This window comes from Peribacillus sp. N1, from assembly GCF_054600815.1.
Window position 1 is genome coordinate 37,118 of sequence record NZ_BAAHZO010000012.1, and the last position, 25,312, is coordinate 62,429.

The window sequence follows — 25,312 nt, forward strand, 5'->3', positions numbered from 1 at the left end:
CTTACACCGGATGATGGTTGATTGAATCAATAAGGCTCTAACAAGGCAGCATGATCTTCAAATGAACATCTTGCTGCCAGTCAGAGCGGGTGATATATAACTAGATATGTTTATATTTAATTTTATTCTTTGACAGGTGCCCCTACTTCGGAAGCAACCATATCTTTAGTTTCTGAATCAAGGCTTAATTTGTCTGCTTGGTTGGCTTCATCTTCATCTTCCAAATCACGCATTTCGATTTCACGATCTTCGGCATTGAGGATTTTAACATCCAATCCTAAACTTTGAAGCTCCTTAATCAATACTTTGAAGGACTCAGGAACGCCTGGTTCAGGGACATTTTCACCTTTGACAATCGCTTCGTACGTTTTCACACGACCCACGACATCATCTGATTTAACGGTTAGGATTTCTTGTAATGTATAAGCAGCACCATAAGCTTCAAGTGCCCATACTTCCATCTCACCGAAACGCTGACCACCAAATTGCGCTTTACCACCAAGTGGTTGCTGCGTAACAAGGGAGTAAGGACCAGTTGAACGTGCATGAAGTTTATCATCGACCATATGTGCCAGTTTGATCATATACATGACACCAACTGATACACGGTTATCGAACGCTTCACCTGAACGGCCATCATAAAGGACGGTTTTTGCATCACGGGACATCCCGGCTTCTTCAATCGTACCCCAAACATCTTCCTCAGTAGCGCCATCGAATACAGGAGATGCCACATGGATGCCAAGTGCGCGTGCAGCCATACCTAAGTGAAGCTCCAGCACCTGACCGATGTTCATACGTGAAGGTACACCCAATGGGTTTAACATGATGTCGACTGGAGTGCCATCCGGTAAATAAGGCATATCTTCTTCAGGAAGAATCCTGGAGATTACCCCTTTATTACCATGTCGTCCAGCCATTTTATCGCCTTCATGGATTTTACGTTTTTGAACGATATATACACGCGCGAGTTGGTTTACACCAGGAGGCAGTTCATCGCCGTCTTCTCTGTTGAATACTTTAACATCAAGAACGATTCCTCCGCCGCCGTGAGGTACACGAAGTGATGTATCCCTTACTTCACGTGCTTTTTCACCGAAGATTGCATGTAATAGACGTTCCTCGGCAGTCAGTTCCGTTACACCTTTAGGCGTTACTTTACCAACGAGGAGGTCTCCGTCTTTCACTTCAGCACCAACACGGATAATTCCGCGCTCATCAAGATTACGAAGCGCATCTTCCCCTACGTTAGGGATATCGCGGGTGATTTCTTCAGGCCCTAATTTTGTATCGCGTGATTCAGATTCATATTCTTCAATATGAATGGAAGTGTACACATCATCTTTAACCAATCGTTCACTCATGATGATGGCATCTTCATAGTTATATCCATCCCATGTCATGAAGGCAACCAATACGTTACGTCCAAGTGCCAACTCACCTTTTTCCATTGAAGGACCATCAGCAAGAATTTCACCTTTTACGACGTTGTCGCCAACACTGACGATAGGGCGTTGATTATAGCACGTTCCTTGGTTGGAACGGATGAATTTTAATAGACGATATTTATCAAGATTTCCTTTTACTTGCTGTCCATCTACTTCACTTACCCTACGTACCCATACTTCACGTGATTCAACGTGCTCTACGATACCAGGGTGTTTACAGATTACAGCAGCACCGGAGTCTTTCGCTGAAACATACTCCATACCCGTTCCGACTCGAGGGGCTTCCGGTTGAAGCAAAGGAACTGCTTGACGTTGCATGTTCGCTCCCATAAGGGCACGGTTGGAGTCATCGTTTTCCAAGAAAGGAATACATGCAGTCGCAGCTGATACAACTTGTTTAGGAGATACATCCATGTAATCTACGCGGTCACGCGGAACAACGGTATTTTCACCGCGGAAACGTGCAACAACATCATTATCAAGGAATGAGCCGTCATCTGACAGTCGTACATTCGCTTGGGCAACTACATAATTATCTTCCTCATCAGCTGTTAAGTAATCGATTTGGCTTGTAATTTTACCTGTTTCAGGGTCCACACGACGGTATGGTGTTTCAATGAAGCCATATGGGTTAACCTTTGCAAAACTGGATAACGAGTTAATCAAACCAATATTCGGTCCCTCAGGCGTTTCAATCGGACACATGCGGCCATAGTGGGAATAATGAACGTCACGCACTTCAAAGCCAGCACGCTCACGTGTCAGACCACCAGGTCCCAATGCAGATAGACGACGTTTATGCGTCAATTCAGCCAACGGGTTCGTTTGATCCATGAATTGGGAAAGCTGCGAGCTTCCAAAGAACTCTTTAATTGATGCAATGACCGGGCGAATGTTGATTAGTTGCTGCGGAGTGATTGTATTCGTATCCTGAATGGACATTCTTTCACGAACAACTCGCTCCATACGGGATAAACCAATTCTAAATTGGTTTTGCAGCAATTCACCAACGGAACGCAGACGACGGTTACCTAAATGGTCAATGTCATCCGTGATTCCCACACCATGCAATAAGTTAAAGAAATAACTTATGGAAGAAATGATATCAGCCGGTGTAATGTTTTTGACCTGGTCGGTCACATAGGCATTACCGATGATATTGATCACTTTTTCGCCTTCAGCATCGTTTGGTGCAAACACTTTAATAGGTTGAAGAAGAGTTTCCTCCTCCACTACACCGCCTGATGGATGGAATGTCTTGAAGCCGATTCCAGCTTCGATATGAGGCAGAATCCTATCAAGGGTCCGACGATCAAGCATTGTACCTTTTTCAACGATGATTTCACCTGTTTCAGGATCAATCAAAGTCTCTGCAATACGTTGTCCGAATAAACGGTTCTTGATATGCAGTTTTTTGTTTATTTTATAACGGCCTACATTAGCTAAATCATAACGTTTTGGATCAAAAAAGCGTGATACTAAAAGACTTTTCGCGTTTTCGACAGTAGGCGGTTCACCTGGGCGTAGACGCTCATAGATTTCCAGTAATGCTTTTTCCACACTCTCGGTGTTATCCTTTTCAAGAGTGTTGCGAAGGTATTCGTTGTCTCCGATCAAATCGATGATTTCTTGATCTGTTCCGAATCCAAGGGCACGCATCAATACCGTGATCGGTAATTTCCTGGTGCGGTCGATTCGAACATACACAACATCCTTGGCGTCTGTTTCATATTCGAGCCATGCGCCACGGTTAGGAATAACGGTCGCAGAGAATCCAAGCTTACCGTTTTTATCCATTTTCCCATTGTAGTAAACACTCGGTGAGCGCACTAATTGGGATACAATTACCCGTTCAGCACCATTGATGACGAATGTACCTGTTTCAGTCATCAGCGGGAAGTCACCCATAAATACATCCTGGTCCTTCACTTCCCCTGTTTCTTTGTTAACAAGGCGCACTTTCACACGAAGTGGTGCAGAATACGTAACATCGCGTTCTTTTGTTTCTTCCACAGAATACTTCGGCTCAGCTAAGCTGTAATCGATGAATTCTAACGATAAATTACCTGTAAAATCCTCAATAGGAGAAATATCCTGGAACATTTCCTTTAAACCTACATCTAGAAACCATTGATAAGAAGCTGTTTGAATTTCAATCAGATTCGGAAGGTCCAAAACCTCACTGATTCTTGCATAACTTCTACGTTGGCGGTGTCGTCCATACTGAACAAGTTGACCTGTCAACTGATTCACCCCTTAAATCAAGCGTTATAAGGATCCATTTGCCTCGGAAAAGGAATCATTTCCATAGACAAAAAGAAAATGGTTTTTATTTTAAAAACCACTATTTCTCATAAAACGAACTATTATTTATATATTTTTCCCATATTATCCATTGATTATACACCAATGGTATAAAAATTGCATAGTTACGGAATTATATATATGCATTTTATAATACTAACATAGCGAAAATTTAGAGTCAAACCTTTTTGGATAATAGTATATAGTAACCTTTTTTCTTAACGGGCACTTCAACATTTCCAAATAATTGCTCCATTTTATCCATTGCGGATGGAGCCCCTTGTTTTTTTTGAATGACAACCCATAATTCTCCACCAGCTACCAAACTGCGATAGCCTTCTTCTAAAATTTCGTGGACTACACTTTTACCTGCGCGAATGGGAGGGTTCGTAAGAATCGCCGCGAATTGATTGGAGGCAACTTTGTCAAAACGATCACTTTCGTATATCTTCACATTTGCGATCCCATTAGAAGCCGCATTCTCTTTTGACAATTCAACTGCCCGGCTATTTATATCAATCATTTCTATCGCTCTATCGGGATAAGCTGCCGCAATCGATATTCCAATTGGTCCATAACCGCAACCAACATCGAGAATATTTCCTTCCACAGCCTCATTAAGGTTAAAACTCTCAACCAAAAGACGCGATCCGAAATCAACTTCCTTTTTCGAAAAAACACCATTATCACTTTTGAAGCGAAATGTACGTCCCTTTAATGTGAAATCCCAAAATTTCGGATTGCTTACGACATCCGGTTTTTGTGAGTAGTAATGCTCTGTCAGAGTCATCTCCCCCTATCAGAAAGGAATATTGAAGATTTAATGAGAGAAGAGAATTGAAGAATGGATGCTTGCATGCCGGAATGTTGGAATAACGAAGTCCTCGTTATCAAACCATTAACGGCTAATTTCCGTCATTTCTTTAAAAATGAAGAAAAAAAGCCCGCCAGTGATAGCGAGCTTTTTGTTTATGCAAGATTACTTAACTTCAACGCCAGCTCCAACTTCTTCAAGTTTAGCTTTGATTTCTTCAGCTTCTTCTTTAGAAGCAGCTTCTTTGATTGCTTTTGGAGTGTTGTCAACAAGTTCTTTCGCTTCTTTAAGTCCAAGACCTGTAACTTCACGTACAGCTTTGATAACTTTGATTTTTTGATCTCCAGCAGATGTAAGGATTACATCAAACTCAGTTTTTTCTTCAGCAGCAGCGCCACCAGCAGCAGCTACAGCTACAGGTGCAGCAGCAGTTACGCCGAATTCTTCTTCGATTGCTTTTACAAGGTCGTTTAATTCTAAAACAGTCATATTTTTAACTGCTTCAATGATTTGATCTTTAGTCATTTTTATTTCCTCCTCGAAATGGTTGTTTTTTTTTGAATCAGCAGGCTAAATAAGCGGTCAGCTTACGCGCCTTGTTCTTCTTTTTGCTCTGCAACAGCTTTTGTAGCAAGAGCCAGTCCGCGCATAGGTGCTTGTAGCACGCTGAGTAGCATTGAAAGTAGGCCTTCGCGTGAAGGTAGTTCTGCAAGAGCTTTAATTTCTTCAGCAGTTGCAACATTTCCTTCGATAACTCCAGCTTTGATTTCTAAAGCTTCATGTTTTTTCGCAAAATCGTTAAGGATTTTTGCTGGCGCAATAACATCTTCAGTTGAGAATGCAATTGCGTTTGGACCTGTTAATGCTTCGTTTAAAGCGCTAAGTTCAGCACTTTCAGCAGCACGGCGAGTCATAGAGTTTTTGTAAACTTTAAACTCAACGCCAGCTTCACGAAGTTGCTTACGAAGTTCTGTTACTTCAGCAACAGTCAATCCACGGTAGTCAACAACTACTGTTGATTGGCTTGAAGTTAACTTATCAGAAATCTCAGCAACGATTTTTTGCTTTTGTTCAATAATTGCGTTCATCCTTACACCTCCTGTAGATTTGCTTGAAAACATTTATACCGTTTCAAAGAAAAAGCCTTCATCTCTATTGCAGACATGAAGGCAGTAATTTCAAAAGTCATAGTCCAGGACTATTATTATCGAATTACCTCGGCAGGGAATTAAGCTCGTAATGAGCACCTACTGTCTACGGTACAAATAGTATTCATTTATTCACAACAAAACTTATTATAACAATAATAGTTTTGGTATGTCAATTATTTATTTGAAAGAAGAAGGATCAACTTTCACACCAGGGCCCATTGTAGTTGTTACAGAAACGTTTTTCATGTAAGTTCCTTTAGCAGCCGCAGGTTTAACTTTCAATAATGTATCATAGATAGTAGTGAAGTTTTCCACTAGTTTAGCATCTTCGAAAGATACTTTACCGATTGGAGCGTGGATGTTACCAGCTTTATCTACGCGGTACTCAACTTTACCAGCTTTGATTTCATTAACAGCTTTCGTTACATCGAAAGTTACTGTGCCAGTTTTAGGGTTAGGCATTAAACCTTTAGGTCCTAATACACGTCCAAGTTTACCAACTTCACCCATCATGTCTGGAGTCGCAACGATTACATCGAATTCGAACCATCCTTGTTGGATTTTGTTGATGTAGTCAGATTCGCCAACGTAGTCAGCACCAGCAGCTTCCGCTTCTTTTGCTTTTTCGCCTTTTGCGAATACTAATACGCGTTGAGTTTTACCAGTACCATTCGGAAGAACAACTGCTCCACGAATTTGTTGGTCGGCTTTCTTAGGGTCTACGCCTAAACGGAAAGCAACTTCAACAGTCGCATCGAATTTTGCGAAGTTTGCTTTTTTAGCAACTTCGATTGCTTCAGTTACAGCATAAGCCTTAGATACTTCTACAAGCTTAGCTGCTTCAAGATACTTTTTACCTTTTTTAGCCATGATATAAATCCTCCTAAATTGTGGTTTTAACGGAATGACCTCCCACGAATAAAGGTTGCGAGTATCAATCGCAACCCCGTAGAAACAAATAGCAATTACATGGATTAGTCTTCGATGACAATACCCATGCTGCGAGCAGTACCTTCAACCATACGCATTGCAGCTTCAACACTTGCAGCGTTTAGGTCAGGCATTTTAGTTTCAGCAATCTCGCGCACTTGATCACGCTTGACTGTAGCAACTTTATTACGGTTAGGTTCACCAGAACCAGACTCGATACCAGCTACTTTCTTAAGCAATACTGCAGCCGGTGGAGTTTTTGTAATGAATGTAAATGAACGGTCTTCAAATACCGTGATTTCAACAGGAATAATTAGACCAGCTTGATCTGCTGTACGAGCGTTGAACTCCTTACAGAATCCCATGATGTTTACACCAGCTTGACCTAATGCAGGACCGACTGGCGGTGCCGGATTCGCTTTACCAGCAGGAATTTGCAATTTAACCATTTTAATTACTTTTTTAGCCACGAGACACACCTCCTTATAAGTCCGTGATGTGGTAATAGGGTAATACCCTCCCACTCATCTTGAATTCTTTATATATTAATAAAGAATGCTTGTATCGTTGAGGCCTAAAAATTGAAACATACTGACCTTTGAAATTTTACCACTTTCAAAAGGCAATTTCAAGTTTTTTTCCGTTTATAATTTTTCCACTTGATTAAAATCAAGTTCAACCGGTGTATCACGGCCGAACATATTGACTAGAACCCTTACTTTACCTTTATCTTTATCAAGTTCTTCAATAGGTCCTGCAAATGTTGCAAATGGCCCTTCCTTAACTTGAACCGTATCACCGATTTCAAAATCAACCTCGATTTTGCTTTCATCTACGCCCATTCGCTTAAGAACGACTTCAATTTCTTCCGGCAGCAATGCAGTCGGTTTTGACCCAGCCCCAGATGAACCTACGAAACCTGTTACTCCAGGCGTATTCCGGACAACATACCATGAATCATCAGTCATGATGATCTCAACCAATACATATCCTGGGAATACTTTCTTTTTGGTCACTTTCTTTTTGCCATCTTTCACTTCTGTTTCTTCTTCTTCTGGAACTACTACGCGAAAGATCTTGTCTTCCATCCCCATAGTTTCAACACGTTTTTCCAAGTTAGCCTTAACTTTGTTCTCATAACCTGAATAGGTGTGAACTACATACCAATTCTTTTCCATGTGTTAGGACTTTAACGTCCTTCCCTCCCTGCAATCAATCATTTTCTTTATTAATCTTTATCTTTGAACGTTTTAGCCAAAAAACCATACGGCGTCATTCCGACTTAACTAGAATATATTGTGATGAACATATTACAGCAGTGCTCGATTTTGAAGTTACTAAAAAAGACAAATTAAAAAACCCGTTTCCGGGCTTTTCTGCTGACACATATTATTCTATCACTATTATACCTTATTTTCGAATCTCTTATTCAATAACTAAGCGAATTAATTCGGAAATGCCCAAATCCACCACTGTAAAGAATAAAGCCATAAATACTACAGTCGTTACCACCACGATTGTATATTTGGTAAGTTCCTTGCGTTTCGGCCAGCTTACCTTTTGCATTTCGCGAGCGACTCCGCTGAAAAATTCGGTAAAACGTTTCATGAATGTACCTCCAAGCATTAGAAGCTTCTGTCAATCTATTTATAAAACGGTTATTTCGTTTCTTTATGAATCGAGTGTGAGTTGCACGTACTGCAAAATTTCTTGATTTCCAGTCGTTCGCCGCTTGTCGATTGTTTGCTCTCATAACTATAATTCCTTGTACCGCAATCAGTGCAGGCAAGAACTATTTTTTTTCGCATTAGATACACCTATCCTATCTACTATATCCATAAAACCTTATCACGGCTGTTTTTTATTGTCAATATCAAAGCAGGTTTCGACGATTATGGACACCGGAAATCAGAATATCGGTTTACTTGACAACCATTAAAAATCTTTGTGAATAATAAACTTCCATGTGGAGAAGGGACAGATGAAATTAAGCGGAAAAAGCGGAGGGATTATAAACTGATTTCCCTTACTTCCAGATAGCGCTCGAGCTTTCTTTTCACCCGCTGAAGGGCGTTGTCGATTGACTTAACATGCCGGTTCAACTCTTCCGAAATTTCTTGGTAGGTTTGTCCATCCAGGTAAAGAGCTAACACTTTTCTCTCAAGATCACTCAGGAGCTCGGCCATCTTTAATTCGATATCGTCAAACTCTTCTTGGTTGATGATCAGTTCTTCCGGGTCCAAAACTTTCGTACCCGATATAATATCCATTAGAGTTCGATCCGATTCCTCATCGTAAATGGGCTTGTCCAGGGAAACATAGGAATTGAGCGGAATATGTTTTTGACGTGTTGCTGTTTTGATAGCTGTAATGATCTGCCTTGTAATGCATAGTTCTGCAAATGCTTTAAAAGAAGATAACTTATCCCCTTTAAAATCACGGACGGCTTTATATAAACCAATCATACCTTCTTGCACGATGTCTTCCTTATCGGCACCAATCAAGAAATAAGTCCTTGCCTTAGCTCTTACAAAATTACGATACTTTTGGATCAAATAATCCAGCGCTTCACTGTCACCAGTGTGCACCAACCCTATCAATTCATCATCCTCAAACTGCAGATACTTTTCGTTCAGCTTCATTCCGAATTTGAGACCCACATTATATCCCCCTGACCTGACTCAGATAGAAATATTATACAGCAGGTAAAATTTACCCGTCAATGGTTCATATTTTACCCCGGCGCCATTTTTCGAAAATTTCTGCCACTTCTTCACTTAAAGGAATTTTAGCCACGGGTCTTATCGTCGTTGTTTTTCTTACATCTTTCTTGATTTCGCCTTGAATTTCTTCCATTTCAATAAGCAGTTCACGAGCGGATTTCCTTAGGGCCCCTTGGCCGAAGATCACCCACTGTTCCGTGAAGTCCGAGGTTGCCACTTGAATTTGTGTTTTGACATTATTCAGTTCAATGGCCATCTTTTCAATTCTTTCATCCGCAGTTTCATTTTCTTTTGTAAAAATTACGTCAACTTTGTGATTTTTGAATATGCGGGCAATTCCCTGAACATATTGAGCGTCAAATACGACAATTACACGGTATCCGGTAAATGCTTGATATTCCGCCATCATTTCTATCAACCGGTCCCTTGCAGCAGCAAGATCCCGTTCCTTTAATTCTCTCAGTTCCGGCCAAGCTCCAATAATGTTATAACCGTCCACCAACAGAATATTCATTTCATCATTGCCCTAGGGGATTTCTTTTTCTATAAACCTCATACATCAATAAACCGGCTGCTACCGATGCATTTAACGAAGTTACTTGACCTGCCATAGGGAGACGGATGAGAAAATCACATTTATCCTTCATTAATCGTGCCATGCCTTTTCCTTCGCTGCCGATAACAAGTCCGATAGGCATCTTTCCATCCATGTTACGGTAATCATCGCTGCCTTTCGCATCGGTACCGACTATCCATACCCCGCGCTCTTTCAACTCTTCCACCGCTCTCGCCAAATTTGTAACGCGAGCTACCGGAATATATTCAATTGCACCCGTCGAGGCTTTTGCCACTGTTGCCGTCAAGCCCACAGCTCTCCTTTTTGGAATGATGATTCCATGGGCACCGACAGCATCAGCCGTCCTCATGATCGACCCTAAATTATGCGGATCTTCAACTTCATCAAGAATCATGAAAAAAGGTGCTTCGTCCCGTTCAGCCGCTTTTGCGAATAAATCATCCAGTTCCACATATTCATATGCAGCCACTTGTGCGATAACGCCTTGATGGATACCTTCAGCCATTTGGTCAATTTTTTTCTTCGGTACGATTTGCACGAATACCTTCTTTTCCTTCGCCAGACCGATGAGTGGCTGCATTGAGCCTTTTTGCGAGCCTTCGGCTATCCAAATTTTATTAATATCCCGTTCGGAGCGAAGAGCTTCCAATACGGGGTTTCTGCCAATGATATATTCTTCGCTCATGGGTTACTCCCCTTTTCTTCTTCAATGTATTCAATGGATTTTTTGATGAGTTCTTCCATTCTTTCTATTCGGCCGGATAAATACAAAAATCCCATAAGTGCCTCGAAGGCTGTACTGTAGCGATACGTTTGCACATCTGTATTCTTCGGTACCGTACCGGATTTTGCATTTCGGCCGCGCCTAACGACTGCGGATTCCTCTTCCGATAACCAACCTGACTCCAGGAAAAAGTGGATGACTTTATTTTGTGCTTTAGCCGCTACAAAAGATGTAGCCTTTTTGTGAAGTAGATTTGGCTTGACCGATCCTTTTTGAATGAGGTGATGCCGTATATACGTTTCGTATACGGCATCACCTATATATGCTAAAGCAAGACTGTTCAGCATTTTTGCATCTACCTTACTATCGTAATGAAGCATTAATTACCCTCTTTTCCATCTTGTACCTTGAGGGGTATCCTCTAATATGATATTCATGTTTTTCAAGCGATCACGAATTTCATCAGATAACCCAAAATTGCGGTCTTTCCGCGCTTGAATTCTCTGCTGTATCAACCCTTCAATTTCTTCATCCAAAAGCCCCTCTTCTTCAAGGGATAAACCGAGGACAGAAAATAAGATGTTGAATTTATCAAGGAAAGCATTAATCACTTCCTTGTCTGTGTTTTTCTCCATCAAGTAATAATTCGCCTGTTTGGATAGTTCAAAGAGCATGGATATTGCATTAGCTGTGTTGAAATCATCGTCCATTTCCTTAATGAATTGTTCATGTAATTCATTAAGCTTCTCCAACCAAACATCATTATTCTCAGTCAATCCATCACTTACTTGAAGGCGATGCTTTAAGTTTTGATAAGATGTCCTTAAGCGTTCTAGGGACGCTTTTACATTTTCAAGCACTTCTTCGCTATAATTGATGGGATGACGGTAATGTACAGATAACATGAAGAAGCGTAACACTTGTGGATCATGCTTCTGTATGATGTCATGCACAAGGACGAAATTGCCTAAGGACTTAGACATTTTTTCATTCTCAATATTTATATACCCATTATGCATCCAATAATTCGCAAAGGTCTTACCCGTCAATGCTTCGGATTGTGCAATTTCATTTTCATGATGCGGAAAAGCCAGATCTTGACCCCCTGCATGAATATCGATCGTATCGCCCAAATACTTTTTGACCATTGCGGAGCATTCGATATGCCAGCCAGGACGCCCCTTACCCCATGGGCTCTCCCAAGATATTTCATCATCCTTGGCCGTTTTCCAAAGGGCAAAATCAAGGGCATCTTGTTTTTTCTCCCCTATTTCAATACGGGCCCCCACTCGCAGCTCATCGATGGACTGATGTGAAAGCTTTCCATATCCCTCAAACTTACGAGTGCGGTAATACACATCCCCTTCAGATTCATAAGCGAATCCTTTCTCAATTAATGCCGAAATGAATTCAATGATTGCATCCATATTCTCCATTACGGTTGGGTGAGCATCCGCTTTTTTGCAGCCCAATGCCGATACGTCTTCAAAATAAGCCTTGATGAAACGCTCTGAGATGGTCGGGACATCTTCACCCAATTCTTTTGCCGCGCGAATCAGCTTATCATCCACATCCGTAAAGTTCGAAACGAATTGCACATCATATCCACGGTAATCCAAATACCTACGAACGGTATCAAATACGATTGCCGGTCTTGCATTACCTATATGAATGTAATTATAGACAGTGGGCCCGCATACATACATCTTCACCTTTCCCTCTTCAATCGGGACGAAGGTTTCCTTTTTTCTTGTTGCTGTGTTATATATTTTAATCGCCATATTATAGACTCCTTTCTTCCTGCTTCTGTTCAGCCAGCTTCTCTCTTAAGGCCCTGAGTTCACTATCCAATTCCTTAAAGCGATCAGCGATTGGATCAGGAAGATCACAATGATTTAGGTCTTTGTTGATTTTGATACCATCTTGAATGACCACTTTACCTGGAATGCCCACCACTGTAGAATTAGGTGGCACTTCCTTTAAAACAACCGATCCTGCACCGATTTTTGAGTTTTCCCCAACAGTGATGGAACCAAGCACTTTTGCTCCTGTAGCAATCAGGACATTATCCTTTATCGTAGGATGACGTTTTCCCTTTTCCTTTCCTGTTCCCCCAAGGGTTACACCTTGAAAGACAGATACATTGTCGCCAATTTCACAAGTTTCGCCAATGACGATCCCCATTCCATGGTCAATGAAGAAACGACGGCCAATCGTAGCCCCTGGATGAATTTCAATTCCGGTAAAAAACCGACTGATTTGAGATATACTTCTTGCCAGGAAAAAGAATTTCTTCTTGAATAGTGCGTGAGCCATCCTATGACTCCAAATTGCATGTAAACCCGCATACGTCAATATGACTTCCAAATAGCTGCGCGCAGCAGGATCTTGATCAAAAACCACTTCGATATCCTCTTTAAACATCTTTAACAAAATGATTCCCCCCTATGTTCCGTCCTTTTCCAACATCCCCTTTTGTAGCTTTTAAAGCATATAAAAAAGCGTCTCTGTCCAAATAGACAGAGACGCTTGAAGCGCGGTTCCACTCTGTTTGGAATGTAAAAACCAGATAAAGCTTTTTCCTGTTTTTTCATCCCCAACTTTAATCCCTGTAACGGAGGAAATTCCGCCTGTGCCTACTATAAGTTAGTTCAGCAAAGGACTCAAGGGTGCATTTCAGAAAACGAGAGGCTTGAACCACTTTCAGCAGGTTATGGTTCTCTCTAAAAAGCTTCGTTTACTTACTTCTCCCCATCTACGCGTTCTTTTGTAAGATTATTAAATACTATATTACATTTTCGACAAATTGTTAATATAAAATACTCTGAATACGCTGTTTAATTTTTTCCTTGCCCAGTAATGAAATCGCCTTAGGCAAGTCAGGACCATGTGTTTGACCCGTGACGGCAGCCCTAATCGGCATGAATAATTTTTTCCCTTTATGACCTGTGCCTTTTTGTACGGCTTTAATCGACTTCTTGATTTCATCCGCGTTAAATTCTTCAAGCCCTTCAATCTCCTGAAGGAAAGCTTTCATGACTTCCGGTACCTGTTCTTCAGCCAGCACTTCCTTAGCTTCTTCCTCGAACACGACCTCATCCTTGAAAAACAGTTCAGATAGCTCGACTATTTCCGCTCCATAGCTCATCTGCTCTTGAAAAAGGGAAACTAGCCCATGTACCCACTCTTCTTCTTCGGCGGTCAGTGTCTCTGAAACCTTCCCGGCTTTAATTAAGTGAGGCATTGACAATTCCACTGCACGATTGAGGTCCAATTGCTTAACATATTGGTTATTCATCCATGTAAGCTTTTGTTTATCGAAAAGTGCAGGTGACTTAGAAAGACGGTCAGCATCGAAAATATTAATGAATTCTTCCTTCGTGAAAATCTCTTCCTCCCCGACCGGAGACCACCCTAGTAATGTAATGAAATTGAATAACGCTTCAGGTACATAACCAAGCTCTTCATATTGCTCAATGAATTGAATGATCGACTCATCACGTTTACTCAGTTTCTTCCTGCTTTCGTTTACAATCAGCGTCATATGTCCGAATACCGGCGGTTCCCAGCCGAAAGCTTCATAAATCATCAATTGTTTTGGAGTATTGGAGATATGATCATCACCGCGAAGGACATGGGAAATCTTCATCAAATGATCATCGACGGCCACTGCAAAGTTATAGGTTGGAATGCCATCTTTTTTAACGATAACAAAATCACCAAAGCCATCTGTTTCAAACGAAACCTCATCCTTGACCATATCTTTGAAAGTAAGGACCTTCCCAGCCGGAACGGCAAAGCGAATGCTCGGTTTTCTTCCTTGAGCCAATAGCTCCGCTTGCTCTTCCTCAGTTAAATGCTTGCACTTCCCTGAATATTTTGGCGTTTCATTGCGTTCGACCTGTCCTTCACGCTCTGCTTCAAGCTCTTCTTCCGTACAATAGCATTTATATGCCAAACCCTTATCTAAAAGCTCTTGATACAATTCCTGATAAAGGTCGTTCCTTTCGGATTGACGATATGGCCCGTATTCACCGCCAACATCAACACCTTCATCCCAATCCATACCAAGCCATTTTAAATATTTAAGCTGACTATCCTCTCCGCCTTCAATATTTCTCTTTTGGTCGGTATCTTCAATACGAATGATGAATTTCCCGCCTTTATTTCGTGCATATAAATAATTAAATAAAGCAGTCCGTGCATTACCAATATGTAAATGTCCAGTCGGACTCGGTGCATAGCGAACTCGAATATCACTGCTCATGATATATATAGACCTCCCAGTCGTTCTATTCTATTGTATATATTATCATTTAAATACATTGGGATAAAGGCATCCACCCTAAAAATGAATTTAGTTTGATTTAACCAATAAGACTACAGCCTGTGCCGCGATTCCTTCGCTCCTGCCTGTAAATCCAAGTTTCTCGGTAGTGGTCGCCTTTACATTAATTCTGTCTATCGACGTATCTAAAAGTTCAGCAATCCTGCCTCGCATCTCCTCAATATACGGTGCCATTTTCGGGCTTTGTGCAATGATTGTACAGTCCGCATTGCCCAGGGAATATCCTTCTTTTTTTACAATTGCCCAAATATACTGCAGCAGTTTTGCCGAATCGGCATCTTTAAATTCAGGATCGGTATCCGGAAAATGCTTACCGATATCCCCTGCACCAATTGCACCCAAGCAGGCATCAGCAACAGTATGCAGAAGGACATCCGCATCAGAATGCCCTAGCAAACCTTTCTCATACGGAATCGTAATCCCGCCAATAATCAAAGGTCTGCCCTCTACAAGCTGATGAACGTCATATCCTTGTCCTATTCTAAACATATCATTCTCCCCAATCATCTTTTTCCATGTTGTTGTTTATGTAAAATCGCTTCTGCAAAATAAAGGTCTTCCTGAGTCGTAATTTTAATATTATCATAATTGCCCTCAATAATAACTACCTGTTCATTGATCCGCTCTAGCAAACTTGCATCATCCGTCCCTAAAAACGCTTCAGCTTCTGCCTGTTCATACGCACTTTTTAATATGGATACACGAAAAGCTTGTGGAGTTTGCACCGCCCACAAGCTTGATCGTTCCACTGTTTCCACTACCTCTTTGTTTGCCGCTTTTTTAATCGTATCCTTAACGGGCACTGCAATTACGGCACCTCCATGCAGGGAGGCGGCAGCAGTCAATTCACTGATTTGCCCAAGATTGATAAAAGGGCGGGCACCGTCATGGACCAAGATGATGTCTTCTTCTGCATGTTGCAGTCCATTATACACGCTTTGTTGGCGCTCCTTGCCACCCATGACCAGTTTCTTGACCTTTTTAAGCCCATACGCTGCTATCAATTGATTGAAATAATCCTTTTCTGCCGGGTTTATCGAAAGGATAATCCCCCGACAGTCAGGATCTTCTTCGAAGACACGCAGTGTATAAACAATGATCGGGATACCCGATAGTTCAATAAAAAGTTTATTCTTGCCCGCCTTCATTCTTTTGCCTTGTCCAGCTGCAGGTATCACTACTTCATAAAACATAACGGTTTCTCCTACTCTTCTTTATAATGCTTTTTCTAATAGTTTCGGTTTAGCGAATATCATCCGGCCTGCAGAGGTCTGCAATACACTTGTGACAAGTACATCGATTCGTTTCCCGATATGATCACGGCCACCCTCGACTACGATCATGGTACCGTCATCCAAATAAGCGATGCCCTGGTTCTGCTCTTTCCCATCCTTGATGACTTGAACATTCATCTCTTCCCCAGGAAGTACAACAGGTTTAACGGCATTGGCCAGGTCATTGATATTAAGGACCGCCACGTTTTGAAACTCGCATACTTTGTTTAAATTGAAATCATTGGTAACGACCATTCCGCCCGATATTTTGGCAAGCTTCACCAGTTTACTGTCCACTTCCTGAATGTCTTCAAAATCACCCTCGTACATCTCCACTTTAATCGGCAGGTCTTTTTGAATTCGATTCAAGATATCCAAACCGCGTCTTCCGCGATTCCTTTTCAATGCATCAGATGAATCGGCAATGTGCTGCAGTTCGTTTAAAACGAATTGAGGAATGACTATGGTACCCTCCAGAAAGCCCGTCTGACAGATATCCGCAATTCTACCATCAATGATGACGCTAGTATCGAGAATCTTAAGTCGCTTGCTATACCTCTCTTCATCCTCTTCGTTCGCTTCACCATCAGTATTCTTTTTCTTATTGCTTTTCATGAATAAACTCAATAGCTCATCACGTTTTTTAAAGCCCACCTGAAAACCAAGATAACCAAATAAAAGCGTAAGGATGATAGGTACCACTGTATTTAAAATAGGAACCTTGATGGCACTGAAGGCGGAGCCAACCAAGAACGCCGCAAGCAGTCCCACTAAAAGGCCGACGCTGCCAAAGATTATATCCGTAATCGGTATCTTAACAAGCTGTTCCTCCAGCCACTTCATAAAATAGATCACATGATCTACTGCCCAAAAAGTTATAAGATAAAAGATAATGGCACCCAACAGTACACTTACATAAGGATTGTTTAATAAAGCAATATCGTCTGCATGTAAAACAATTAATAATTCAGGAATTAGTAACATACCAAGTGTTCCGCCGACTATTAAGAAGCATGCTTGTATAATGCGTTTTAACATCCCTTTCACCTCCCTCTACTCATTATTGACCAATAAAATAAAATGAAACCTTCGAAAATTCGTTTTCATTATATACGTTAAATTCACTTAAGTTGGATTTACAAATACGACTTCTTCTCTTTTTCGTAATATTAGCCTAGCACCCTGAGTTTTGAGTGTCAAAAATAAACACCAACCAATTTCAAGCTGGTTCAGGTGAATGTTAAAAGGCCAGCTGCTCCTTACATCCTTCTATTTGTGACCAGCTGATTTTTTAAAATGCGGAGTCCTTCTTTGATTTTATTGGCGCGGACTTCGCCTATACCCTCCACATCGTCAAGGTTTTCAACCGTAGCTTTATTGACTTCACTAAAGCTTCCGAACTGTTTTACTAAATTTTCGATGATCAAACCCGGCAGGCGTGGGATTTTATGAAGAATACGGTAACCACGGGGATGTACTGACTCATCAAGATGTATGTATCCATGATAGCCCAGCACCTTCAGAAGAATGCTTTCATCCAGTTTTTCCTGCATGGCCAACTCTTGAAGCCTAAAAATGATTTCCTCGGGATTTTCATCATTACTGGAGGTATAATCCTTGATAAGCCATTTTCCTTCCGTTTCAATATCTGCCAGGATTTCATTCATTTGCAAACGGATCAATCTTCCTTCCGTACCAAGCTCATTAAGGTACGTTAGTAGCTCCGCCTTGATTCTGAGCACCATTACATAACGGTGAAATACCTGCAAAAGGTCGGCATAGGTCACGATTTCCTCAAACTCGAGCGCTCCTAAAACCGATATGCTCTGCTGCAGGACCACCTTGTATTTTTCCAGGGTCTGGATGGCCAAATTAGCCTTAGCAAGTATGACTCCTATATCTTTAAGGGCATACCGGAAATTGCCCTGATATAAAGTGATGACATTCCGACGTTGTGAGATTGCGATGACCAACGACTTGGTCTCCCTTGCCACACGTTCCGCTGTCCTATGCCGCATTCCCGTTTCAGTGGAAGGTGTGCTATTGTCCGGCACTAATTGGGCATTTGCGAAAATAATCTTATCGGCCGTTTCATTTAAAATGATGGCCCCGTCCATCTTCGCCAACTCATATAATGTGCTGGGGGTACAGCTGCAGTTGATTTCGAAGCCGCCATCCACGATCGTTCGCACCTTCTCGTTATATCCGACCACTATCAAACCACCTGTATTTGCCCTCAGGACATTTTCAATACCCTCACGAAGCGGGGTACCCGGTGCTACAATTTGCAGAATTTCCAATTTAGTTTTCTCATACCCTTTTTTATCTGTCATACTTAACCCCCTAACGATTGTTTAAGAGCCTCCGAAACCGATGAAACACCAACGATCTTAATACCTTTCGGCGCAGTCCATCCCCCTATATTATTAGCCGGTATGATAACCCGCTCAAACCCTAATTTCGCCGCTTCCTGCACCCTTTGTTCTATCCGTGACACCCTTCTCACTTCCCCAGTCAGCCCCACTTCACCAATGATGCAATCGGCAGGGTTTGTTGGTTTATCTCGGAAGCTTGATGCAATGCTTATTGCAACAGCGAGGTCAATTGCCGGTTCATCAAGCTTGACCCCACCAGCAACCTTTAAATACGCATCCTGGTTTTGGAGCAGCAAGCCCACTCTCTTTTCCAAAACAGCCATTAAAAGCGAAACTCGATTGTGGTCAATTCCCGTGGCCATTCGCCTTGGGTTTCCAAAACTCGTAGGTGAAATCAATGCTTGAATTTCGACAAGCACCGGCCTTGTGCCCTCCATGGATGCGACGACTGTGGAACCCGAGGCTCCTTGCGAACGTTCTTCAAGGAAAATTTCCGATGGATTCGCTACCTCTTCCAATCCATGTTCTTTCATTTCAAAAATACCCATCTCATTCGTCGAACCAAAGCGGTTTTTGACCGCACGTATAATTCGATATGTATGGTGTCTTTCTCCTTCAAAATATAAAACGGTGTCAACCATGTGCTCAAGCAGCCGCGGCCCCGCAATGGCCCCTTCCTTTGTAACGTGACCGACGATAAAAATTGCGATCCCGTTCGTTTTGGCTATTCGCATGAGTGAAGCTGTGCATTCCCTCACTTGTGAAACGCTTCCCGGGGCAGATGTAACCTCCGAATGATATACCGTTTGAATGGAGTCAATAATGACCAAATCCGGTTTTACCTCTGTAATGGCCTGTTGGATATAGTCCATATCGGTTTCAGCATAAACGAATAGATGTTCCGACATGGTCCCAAGCCGGTCTGCTCTCAATTTGGTCTGCTTGACTGATTCCTCACCTGATATATATAGCACTTTTTTCTGTTTATGCGCCAATTGGGATGATACCTGTAAAAGCAGGGTGGACTTGCCGATACCCGGGTCCCCTCCGATCAATACAAGTGACCCCTGTACGATCCCGCCCCCAAGAGCACGATTCAATTCCATTAAATCCGTCTTAATCCGTGGTTCTTTTTCTGATTGAATGGTCGTTATGGGTGCTGCCTTCTCCCGTTCCCCGGAACCTCTAACCTCCGAATGGGTAAACGCGCCCTTTCTAGCAGGCTTAACGATTTCGGTTTCCTCGACCATTTTGTTCCATTCACCGCAGCCTGGGCATTTCCCCATCCATTTCGCGGATTCATATCCACAAGACTGACACATAAATTTTGTTTTCTTTTTTACAGCCATAAATTACTCCTCTTCCTTTGGAAAAAATATCTATATTAAGGATATTATATCTCTGTTTTATTTAAACCTTCTTAAGGCTAAGTTTTTTTAAAAAAATATTCACTCTGCTTGTCCCGTTTATACTCATATCTACCTATAGATAAAAAACAGAGGTACACTGCAAAAGAATCTGCGTGTACCTCGAAGTTTAGGATCAGGTTATTCACTTACATTAACAGGCTCGCCTTGCCGGATTGCAAACTCATTATTCACGACATCCATTACGACCGTTTGCCCTTTTTTCACGTTGCCTTTAAGCAACTCTTCGGATAGATAATCTTCTACATGCTTCTGAAGTGCCCTGCGGATTGGACGTGCACCATATTCCGGATCAAAACCTTCGGTTGCAATTTTTTCTCTAGCCGCATCTGTCAGCTCCAAGTATATCTCCTGTTCTTTCAAACGGGTAGTAAGCTGATTTGACATTAATGTAACGATTTGTTTCAAATGATCCTTCTCTAATGAGTGGAACACGATGGTTTCATCAATACGATTCAGGAATTCCGGACGGAATGCACGTTTGAGTTCTTCCATCACTTTCCCTTTCATATTTTTATAGTCCTGGCCAGTATCCTGGATGTTAAAGCCGACATACTTATCGGTCTTCAATGCCGACGCACCTACATTCGATGTCATGATCAGAATGGTATTCCTGAAATCGACAGTACGACCCTTGGAATCTGTCAGCCTTCCGTCTTCCAATACTTGAAGAAGGATATTGAAGACATCCGGATGCGCCTTTTCTATTTCATCAAGCAGAACGACAGAGTATGGTTTCCTCCGCACTTTTTCCGTTAACTGACCGCCTTCTTCGTATCCAACATATCCTGGAGGGGATCCAACAAGACGTGAAGTTGAATGTTTCTCCATATATTCGGACATATCGATGCGGATCATGGCATCTTCATCACCAAAAATTGATTCAGCCAAAGCACGTGCAAGCTCGGTTTTACCGACCCCTGTAGGTCCCAAGAAGATGAATGAACCAATTGGACGTTTAGGATCTTTCAAACCTGCCCTGGCACGTCGTACTGCTTTAGAAACCGCAATGACGGCCTCTTCCTGCCCAATTACACGATCATGGAGGATCGACTCCATATTAAGCAGTTTGTCTGACTCTGTTTGCGCCAGTTTAGTGACTGGCACTCCCGTCCAGCTGGACACGACATGTGCAATGTCATCCACAGTGACTTCACTGTTCTCCTGCCCTTGTTTTTCTTTCCAAGTTTTTTTCGTTTCTTCCAATTGTTCTCTTAAGCGTTGTTCCGTATCGCGAAGCGAAGCTGCTTTTTCAAATTCCTGACTCTGAACGGAAGCATCCTTTTCCTTGCGAACATCGTCTAGCTTCACTTCAAGTTCCTTTAAGTTAGGTGGCGTTGTGTATGAGCGCAGCCTGACCTTGGAGCCAGCTTCATCAATCAAGTCAATCGCTTTATCCGGTAAAAAGCGATCGGAAATATAACGGTCGGATAATTTGACTGCGGCATCAATCGCTTCGTCAGTAATCGATACGCGGTGATGTGCCTCATAACGGTCACGCAGCCCCTTGAGAATTTGGATGGATTCCTCAATAGTCGGCTCATCGACTTGGATTGGCTGGAAACGACGTTCAAGCGCAGCATCCTTTTCAATATACTTACGGTATTCATCCAATGTTGTAGCACCGATACATTGTAATTCACCACGTGCCAATGATGGTTTAAGGATATTGGAGGCATCGATGGCACCTTCTGCACCACCTGCACCAATCAATGTATGCAATTCATCGATGAATAGGATGATATTACCCGCCTGACGTATTTCATCCATAACTTTCTTCAACCGGTCCTCAAATTCACCACGGTATTTAGTACCAGCCACAACGGTACCCATATCAAGTGTCATTACGCGTTTATCGCGTAAAATTTCAGGTACCTCATTATTGATGATCTGTTGGGCAAGCCCTTCAGCAATGGCTGTTTTACCTACCCCAGGTTCACCGATCAATACTGGGTTATTTTTTGTACGGCGGCTTAATACCTCAATGACACGCTGTATTTCCTTACTTCTTCCGATAACGGGATCCAGGCTTCCTTCCCTGGCAATCGCCGTTAAATCACGGGCTAGGCCATCCAGTGTCGGTGTACTCGCATTTGAAGCGGCAGAACCTTGATGACCACCTGATTCATTGCTGCCCAAAAGCTGTAATACTTGTTGTCTGGCTTTATTTAAACTTACTCCAAGATTATTCAATACGCGGGCAGCTACACCTTCCCCTTCTCGTATAAGACCTAGAAGAACATGCTCTGTCCCAACATATGAGTGACCTAATTTTCTTGCCTCATCCATGGAAAGTTCAATGACTTTCTTGGCTCTTGGGGTATAATGTATCGTTTGAGCCGTATCCTGTCCACGGCCAATTAAATTTTCCACTTCTTTCTGAATCTTATCCGGACCCAATCCAAGAGCAAATAACGCCTTGGCTGCAATACCATCGCCTTCTCGGACAAGACCCAGTAAAATATGTTCCGTGCCAATATTATTATGACCTAAACGGATTGCCTCTTCTTGGGCTAATGCTAATACTTTCTGGGCTCTTTCAGTAAAACGACCAAACATCATAGGGAATTCCTCCTTAGAATTTTCGTTTTGAATAAAGTTGCTGGCAATTCTCTAAGTAATGGCAGAAGCTTATTCTTGCTCCATATCTATTACATGAAATTTGATACTCCCTAAAGAGGTCTATGACCTCTATGAGGAGGAAGATTCAGTGAAATTCAAGCGTTCCCGGATGAGTGCTGCTCTTCGAATATCCCTTTCATGGGGTCTTAAAGGGCCGCCTGCGTACTTTTGTAAAAATCCCGACTGCGTCAAAATCATCAACTCATTTAGAATGCTTTTGGAAATATTTTTTATATACCCAAGATCTATCCCTAACCTAACATCGGAGATACAGGTAGCTGCTTCCTTGGTCTCGATGATTCGAGCATTGGACAAAATCCCATATGAACGGAAAATTCTATCTTCTAATTGTATGTGGGAAGTCCTCGCTAATGCATCCCTCGCTGACCGTTCCTGGGCTATGATTTGTTGCACTACACTTGTTAGATCTTCAACGATATCCCTTTCCGACTTTCCAAGAGTAATTTGATTTGAGATTTGAAAAATATTCCCTAACGCTTGACTGCCCTCTCCATAAATCCCTCGAACCACCAACCCCAATTGGTTGATAGCCGGTATGATATTATTCATCTGCTGTGTAAGGACCAGGCCGGGAAGATGCATCATGACTGAAGCCCTTAATCCTGTTCCCACATTAGTCGGACAACTTGTTAGGTATCCTCTTTCTTCATCATATGCATAGTCTATGGATTCTTCAATCCAATCGTCAAGAACATTTGCAATCTTTAAGGTTTCCTTCAGCTGCAATCCCGACATTAAACATTGAATACGGAGGTGATCCTCTTCATTTATCATGATACTTATTTCTTCATTTTCCGAAAGGAGACATGCGCTTTTCGCTGAATCTTCAACTAAATGAGGACTGATTAAATGTTTTTCAACGAGAACGCGCTTTTCCAGTGGCTGCAATTGGTCAATCTCTAAAAGTTCCAGTTTCCCAATCTCTGGAGTCACTTCCTCTTCAATTCTTTTTTTGACCAATTCAATGATTTTTTTAGCTTCTTCGTTAGAAAAGGAGGTTGGGAAGGTAAAGTCTTTGAAATTCCTGGCCAGCCGAATCCGCGAACTCAATACAATATCGATTTCCGGCCCTTCGGCACTCATCCAGGAACTCAAAGCGTTTTCTACAAACTTTTCCAAGCTCATAATTCCTCGCCTCCCTCTTGGGCTTCATACCTTTTTTCAAGGGAACGTACCTTATCTCTTACCTCTGCCGCTTTCTCGAATTCCTCTTGATCAATGTGGGCCTTTAAAACTTCTTTCAAATCTGAAATTTGCTTTCGAAGATAGATGGTGCCACCGATCCTTTTTGGAATTTTCCCTATATGTGCTGTATTGCCGCTATGAACCCTCTTTAAAATGGGATTTAACTGTTCATTGAACGTTTTATAACATTCGGCACAGCCAAACTTACCAATATGGACAAATTCTTTATAAGATCGATGACAATGCGGGCAACGCCTCTCTTCCGTTTTAGGAAATGCATTTGCCTTCGTCTGTTGAATATTCGACTCGATATTCAACAATCCTGCTAATAAATTATTTATTGAAAAACCAGGTCCACCTGCATCCATGAATATTTCGCCTTTTTCCTGAGCACATACCTCACAAATCATGACTTCAGTCTTTTTTCCATTGATGATTTTGGTGAAGTGCAGGGTAGCAGGCCTTTGATGACATTCTTGGCAAATCAACGTTAATCACCTCTGCCAGTTTCATTTATATTTTAAAGTCGTAAGCATCGCAGTTAAAATTCTTGCCCTAAGTTCATCGCGGTCAGGTAGGTCGATATAAATCACCGATCTATCTATGACGCTCATCATAATCTTTGCTTCTCTTTCATTAATGACGTCTTCGTTCATCAGCCGTGAAATTACCCCTTCAGCCATCGATTGAGATACCCTGGAACCAATAAGCGATAATAATTGGTTGATAAGTTGCACGGAATCCTGTGATTCCACCTTCATGATGCGTATATAACCTCCGCCCCCACGCTTACTCTCTACAACATAACCTCTCTCGATGGTAAACCTGGTATTGATTACGTAATTGATTTGAGAAGGAACACACTGAAATTTATCTGCTATTTCACTTCTTTTAATCTCCAAGATATCTTTTTGACTTATTTCAAGTACTTGCTTCAAATAAGTTTCGATAACATCAGATATGTTTCTCACTCAGCCTCCTCCATTCTGACTTTGACTATATTTGACTATTATTATACAAGGAATAATGCATTTTGCAACTTAAACGCACTTTCTTTCTGTAATATCCATTTTCTCCAAATTATATGTAGTTACATACCCCATTGAACATTAAAGTTAAAATATCTTACATAAATACCCTAAAAAGACAAAAGCAAAACCTGCTATTTTTTTTTCTCCTTAAGGTTTTACAATTTTAATACTGCCCAATTCTCAGCTCACCAAAAATACGGCCAGTCCATGCTGTCCCATAAATAAAAAACTTTTTTTATTACGAACATCAAAAAAGACCAGCCGGATGGCTGATCTTAATAAATGGCTTGGCGGCGTCCTACTCTCACAGGGGGAAACCCCCAACTACCATCGGCGCTGAAGAGCTTAACTGCCGTGT

General features: G+C 41.8%; 25 protein-coding genes, 1 rRNA gene and 2 other annotated features. All 26 genes read right to left on the bottom strand.

Annotated features, from left to right (window positions below; translation table 11 throughout):
• Positions 1-122: 122 nt before the first annotated feature.
• On the bottom strand, positions 123-3,692 hold the full coding sequence (gene rpoB / locus ACYP5M_RS25665; protein WP_230178745.1) for a DNA-directed RNA polymerase subunit beta: 3,570 nt from the start codon (positions 3,690-3,692) through the stop codon (positions 123-125).
• Between the two features lie 238 nt (positions 3,693-3,930).
• Complete coding sequence (locus ACYP5M_RS25670) at positions 3,931-4,536, bottom strand: class I SAM-dependent methyltransferase (protein WP_459735696.1); 606 nt, start codon at positions 4,534-4,536, stop codon at positions 3,931-3,933.
• Positions 4,537-4,731: 195 nt separating this feature from the next.
• Positions 4,732-5,091, bottom strand: coding sequence for a 50S ribosomal protein L7/L12 (rplL, locus tag ACYP5M_RS25675; RefSeq protein WP_034305050.1), 360 nt, complete (start codon positions 5,089-5,091; stop codon positions 4,732-4,734).
• Between the two features lie 62 nt (positions 5,092-5,153).
• The gene (rplJ, locus tag ACYP5M_RS25680; protein WP_101225868.1) at positions 5,154-5,654 is read right to left on the bottom strand and encodes a 50S ribosomal protein L10; all 501 of its coding nucleotides are present in this window, start codon (positions 5,652-5,654) and stop codon (positions 5,154-5,156) included.
• Positions 5,655-5,693: 39 nt separating this feature from the next.
• Positions 5,694-5,844, bottom strand: a sequence feature (ribosomal protein L10 leader region).
• Between the two features lie 50 nt (positions 5,845-5,894).
• Positions 5,895-6,587: a 50S ribosomal protein L1 gene (gene rplA / locus ACYP5M_RS25685; protein WP_048677868.1), complete on the bottom strand. Its 693-nt coding sequence runs from the start codon at positions 6,585-6,587 to the stop codon at positions 5,895-5,897.
• A 104-nt stretch (positions 6,588-6,691) separates the two neighbouring features.
• Positions 6,692-7,117, bottom strand: a complete 426-nt coding sequence (gene rplK / locus ACYP5M_RS25690) for a 50S ribosomal protein L11 (RefSeq protein ID WP_034305057.1) — start codon at positions 7,115-7,117, stop codon at positions 6,692-6,694.
• Between the two features lie 174 nt (positions 7,118-7,291).
• On the bottom strand, positions 7,292-7,825 hold the full coding sequence (gene nusG, locus ACYP5M_RS25695; protein WP_048677866.1) for a transcription termination/antitermination protein NusG: 534 nt from the start codon (positions 7,823-7,825) through the stop codon (positions 7,292-7,294).
• 247 nt (positions 7,826-8,072) lie between these two features.
• On the bottom strand, positions 8,073-8,255 hold the full coding sequence (gene secE, locus ACYP5M_RS25700; protein ID WP_034305062.1) for a preprotein translocase subunit SecE: 183 nt from the start codon (positions 8,253-8,255) through the stop codon (positions 8,073-8,075).
• Positions 8,256-8,305: 50 nt separating this feature from the next.
• Complete coding sequence (gene rpmG / locus ACYP5M_RS25705) at positions 8,306-8,455, bottom strand: 50S ribosomal protein L33 (RefSeq protein ID WP_101225867.1); 150 nt, start codon at positions 8,453-8,455, stop codon at positions 8,306-8,308.
• 201 nt (positions 8,456-8,656) lie between these two features.
• A complete protein-coding gene (gene sigH / locus ACYP5M_RS25710) occupies positions 8,657-9,289 on the bottom strand; it encodes an RNA polymerase sporulation sigma factor SigH (RefSeq protein ID WP_094246690.1) in 633 nt (210 codons plus the stop codon).
• A gap of 85 nt (positions 9,290-9,374) precedes the next feature.
• Positions 9,375-9,884 carry an NYN domain-containing protein gene (locus ACYP5M_RS25715; RefSeq protein WP_034305067.1) on the bottom strand — a complete coding sequence of 170 codons (510 nt, stop codon included), beginning with the start codon at positions 9,882-9,884 and terminating at the stop codon, positions 9,375-9,377.
• 4 nt (positions 9,885-9,888) lie between these two features.
• On the bottom strand, positions 9,889-10,632 hold the full coding sequence (gene rlmB / locus ACYP5M_RS25720) for a 23S rRNA (guanosine(2251)-2'-O)-methyltransferase RlmB (RefSeq protein WP_063235788.1): 744 nt from the start codon (positions 10,630-10,632) through the stop codon (positions 9,889-9,891).
• Positions 10,629-11,051, bottom strand: a complete 423-nt coding sequence (locus ACYP5M_RS25725; RefSeq protein ID WP_101225866.1) for a Mini-ribonuclease 3 — start codon at positions 11,049-11,051, stop codon at positions 10,629-10,631. The genes rlmB and ACYP5M_RS25725 overlap by 4 nt, the downstream gene beginning before the upstream one ends.
• Positions 11,052-11,054: 3 nt before the next feature.
• A complete protein-coding gene (gene cysS / locus ACYP5M_RS25730) occupies positions 11,055-12,452 on the bottom strand; it encodes a cysteine--tRNA ligase (protein WP_101225865.1) in 1,398 nt (465 codons plus the stop codon).
• Between the two features lies 1 nt (position 12,453).
• Positions 12,454-13,104, bottom strand: a complete 651-nt coding sequence (gene cysE / locus ACYP5M_RS25735) for a serine O-acetyltransferase (protein ID WP_101225864.1) — start codon at positions 13,102-13,104, stop codon at positions 12,454-12,456.
• 85 nt (positions 13,105-13,189) lie between these two features.
• Positions 13,190-13,438, bottom strand: a binding site (T-box leader).
• Positions 13,439-13,480: 42 nt separating this feature from the next.
• A complete protein-coding gene (gene gltX / locus ACYP5M_RS25740) occupies positions 13,481-14,938 on the bottom strand; it encodes a glutamate--tRNA ligase (RefSeq protein ID WP_230178744.1) in 1,458 nt (485 codons plus the stop codon).
• Positions 14,939-15,028: 90 nt separating this feature from the next.
• Positions 15,029-15,508, bottom strand: coding sequence for a 2-C-methyl-D-erythritol 2,4-cyclodiphosphate synthase (ispF, locus tag ACYP5M_RS25745; protein WP_101225862.1), 480 nt, complete (start codon positions 15,506-15,508; stop codon positions 15,029-15,031).
• Positions 15,509-15,522: 14 nt separating this feature from the next.
• The gene (gene ispD, locus ACYP5M_RS25750) at positions 15,523-16,212 is read right to left on the bottom strand and encodes a 2-C-methyl-D-erythritol 4-phosphate cytidylyltransferase (RefSeq protein ID WP_101225861.1); all 690 of its coding nucleotides are present in this window, start codon (positions 16,210-16,212) and stop codon (positions 15,523-15,525) included.
• Between the two features lie 21 nt (positions 16,213-16,233).
• Positions 16,234-17,331: a PIN domain-containing protein gene (locus ACYP5M_RS25755; RefSeq protein ID WP_459735694.1), complete on the bottom strand. Its 1,098-nt coding sequence runs from the start codon at positions 17,329-17,331 to the stop codon at positions 16,234-16,236.
• Positions 17,332-17,552: 221 nt separating this feature from the next.
• Positions 17,553-18,626, bottom strand: coding sequence for a DNA integrity scanning diadenylate cyclase DisA (gene disA, locus ACYP5M_RS25760; protein WP_063595517.1), 1,074 nt, complete (start codon positions 18,624-18,626; stop codon positions 17,553-17,555).
• Positions 18,627-18,628: 2 nt separating this feature from the next.
• Positions 18,629-20,017, bottom strand: a complete 1,389-nt coding sequence (gene radA, locus ACYP5M_RS25765) for a DNA repair protein RadA (RefSeq protein WP_101225859.1) — start codon at positions 20,015-20,017, stop codon at positions 18,629-18,631.
• A gap of 198 nt (positions 20,018-20,215) precedes the next feature.
• Entirely contained in the window at positions 20,216-22,657 is a 2,442-nt protein-coding gene (gene clpC, locus ACYP5M_RS25770; RefSeq protein WP_434168251.1) for an ATP-dependent protease ATP-binding subunit ClpC, read from the bottom strand.
• 129 nt (positions 22,658-22,786) lie between these two features.
• Positions 22,787-23,863: a protein arginine kinase gene (locus ACYP5M_RS25775; protein ID WP_101225857.1), complete on the bottom strand. Its 1,077-nt coding sequence runs from the start codon at positions 23,861-23,863 to the stop codon at positions 22,787-22,789.
• Complete coding sequence (locus tag ACYP5M_RS25780; RefSeq protein ID WP_459735695.1) at positions 23,860-24,411, bottom strand: UvrB/UvrC motif-containing protein; 552 nt, start codon at positions 24,409-24,411, stop codon at positions 23,860-23,862. The genes ACYP5M_RS25775 and ACYP5M_RS25780 overlap by 4 nt, the downstream gene beginning before the upstream one ends.
• Before the next feature lie 21 nt (positions 24,412-24,432).
• On the bottom strand, positions 24,433-24,894 hold the full coding sequence (locus ACYP5M_RS25785) for a CtsR family transcriptional regulator (protein WP_101225855.1): 462 nt from the start codon (positions 24,892-24,894) through the stop codon (positions 24,433-24,435).
• A gap of 345 nt (positions 24,895-25,239) precedes the next feature.
• Positions 25,240-25,312, bottom strand: a 5S ribosomal RNA gene (gene rrf, locus ACYP5M_RS25790); the annotation flags it as partial.

Excerpts from the sequence above, each read along its gene's own strand:
- ispD (WP_101225861.1), bottom strand. The coding sequence starts at position 16,212 with ATGTTTTATGAAGTAGTGATACCTGCAGCTGGACAAGGCAAAAGAATG.
- rplJ (WP_101225868.1), bottom strand. The coding sequence starts at position 5,654 with ATGAACGCAATTATTGAACAAAAGCAAAAAATCGTTGCTGAGATTTCT.
- ispF (WP_101225862.1), bottom strand. The coding sequence starts at position 15,508 with ATGTTTAGAATAGGACAAGGATATGACGTTCATCAGCTTGTAGAGGGC.
- rplA (WP_048677868.1), bottom strand. The coding sequence starts at position 6,587 with ATGGCTAAAAAAGGTAAAAAGTATCTTGAAGCAGCTAAGCTTGTAGAA.
- radA (WP_101225859.1), bottom strand. The coding sequence starts at position 20,017 with ATGGCTGTAAAAAAGAAAACAAAATTTATGTGTCAGTCTTGTGGATAT.
- cysS (WP_101225865.1), bottom strand. The coding sequence starts at position 12,452 with ATGGCGATTAAAATATATAACACAGCAACAAGAAAAAAGGAAACCTTC.
- ACYP5M_RS25775 (WP_101225857.1), bottom strand. The coding sequence starts at position 23,863 with ATGAGCTTGGAAAAGTTTGTAGAAAACGCTTTGAGTTCCTGGATGAGT.
- ACYP5M_RS25755 (WP_459735694.1), bottom strand. The coding sequence starts at position 17,331 with ATGTTAAAACGCATTATACAAGCATGCTTCTTAATAGTCGGCGGAACA.
- ACYP5M_RS25725 (WP_101225866.1), bottom strand. The coding sequence starts at position 11,051 with ATGCTTCATTACGATAGTAAGGTAGATGCAAAAATGCTGAACAGTCTT.
- rpmG (WP_101225867.1), bottom strand. The coding sequence starts at position 8,455 with ATGCGAAAAAAAATAGTTCTTGCCTGCACTGATTGCGGTACAAGGAAT.
- ACYP5M_RS25715 (WP_034305067.1), bottom strand. The coding sequence starts at position 9,884 with ATGAATATTCTGTTGGTGGACGGTTATAACATTATTGGAGCTTGGCCG.
- disA (WP_063595517.1), bottom strand. The coding sequence starts at position 18,626 with ATGACAGATAAAAAAGGGTATGAGAAAACTAAATTGGAAATTCTGCAA.
- secE (WP_034305062.1), bottom strand. The coding sequence starts at position 8,255 with ATGAAACGTTTTACCGAATTTTTCAGCGGAGTCGCTCGCGAAATGCAA.
- sigH (WP_094246690.1), bottom strand. The coding sequence starts at position 9,289 with ATGAAGCTGAACGAAAAGTATCTGCAGTTTGAGGATGATGAATTGATA.
- rlmB (WP_063235788.1), bottom strand. The coding sequence starts at position 10,632 with ATGAGCGAAGAATATATCATTGGCAGAAACCCCGTATTGGAAGCTCTT.
- nusG (WP_048677866.1), bottom strand. The coding sequence starts at position 7,825 with ATGGAAAAGAATTGGTATGTAGTTCACACCTATTCAGGTTATGAGAAC.
- gltX (WP_230178744.1), bottom strand. The coding sequence starts at position 14,938 with ATGAGCAGTGATATTCGAGTTCGCTATGCACCGAGTCCGACTGGACAT.
- clpC (WP_434168251.1), bottom strand. The coding sequence starts at position 22,657 with ATGATGTTTGGTCGTTTTACTGAAAGAGCCCAGAAAGTATTAGCATTA.
- rplL (WP_034305050.1), bottom strand. The coding sequence starts at position 5,091 with ATGACTAAAGATCAAATCATTGAAGCAGTTAAAAATATGACTGTTTTA.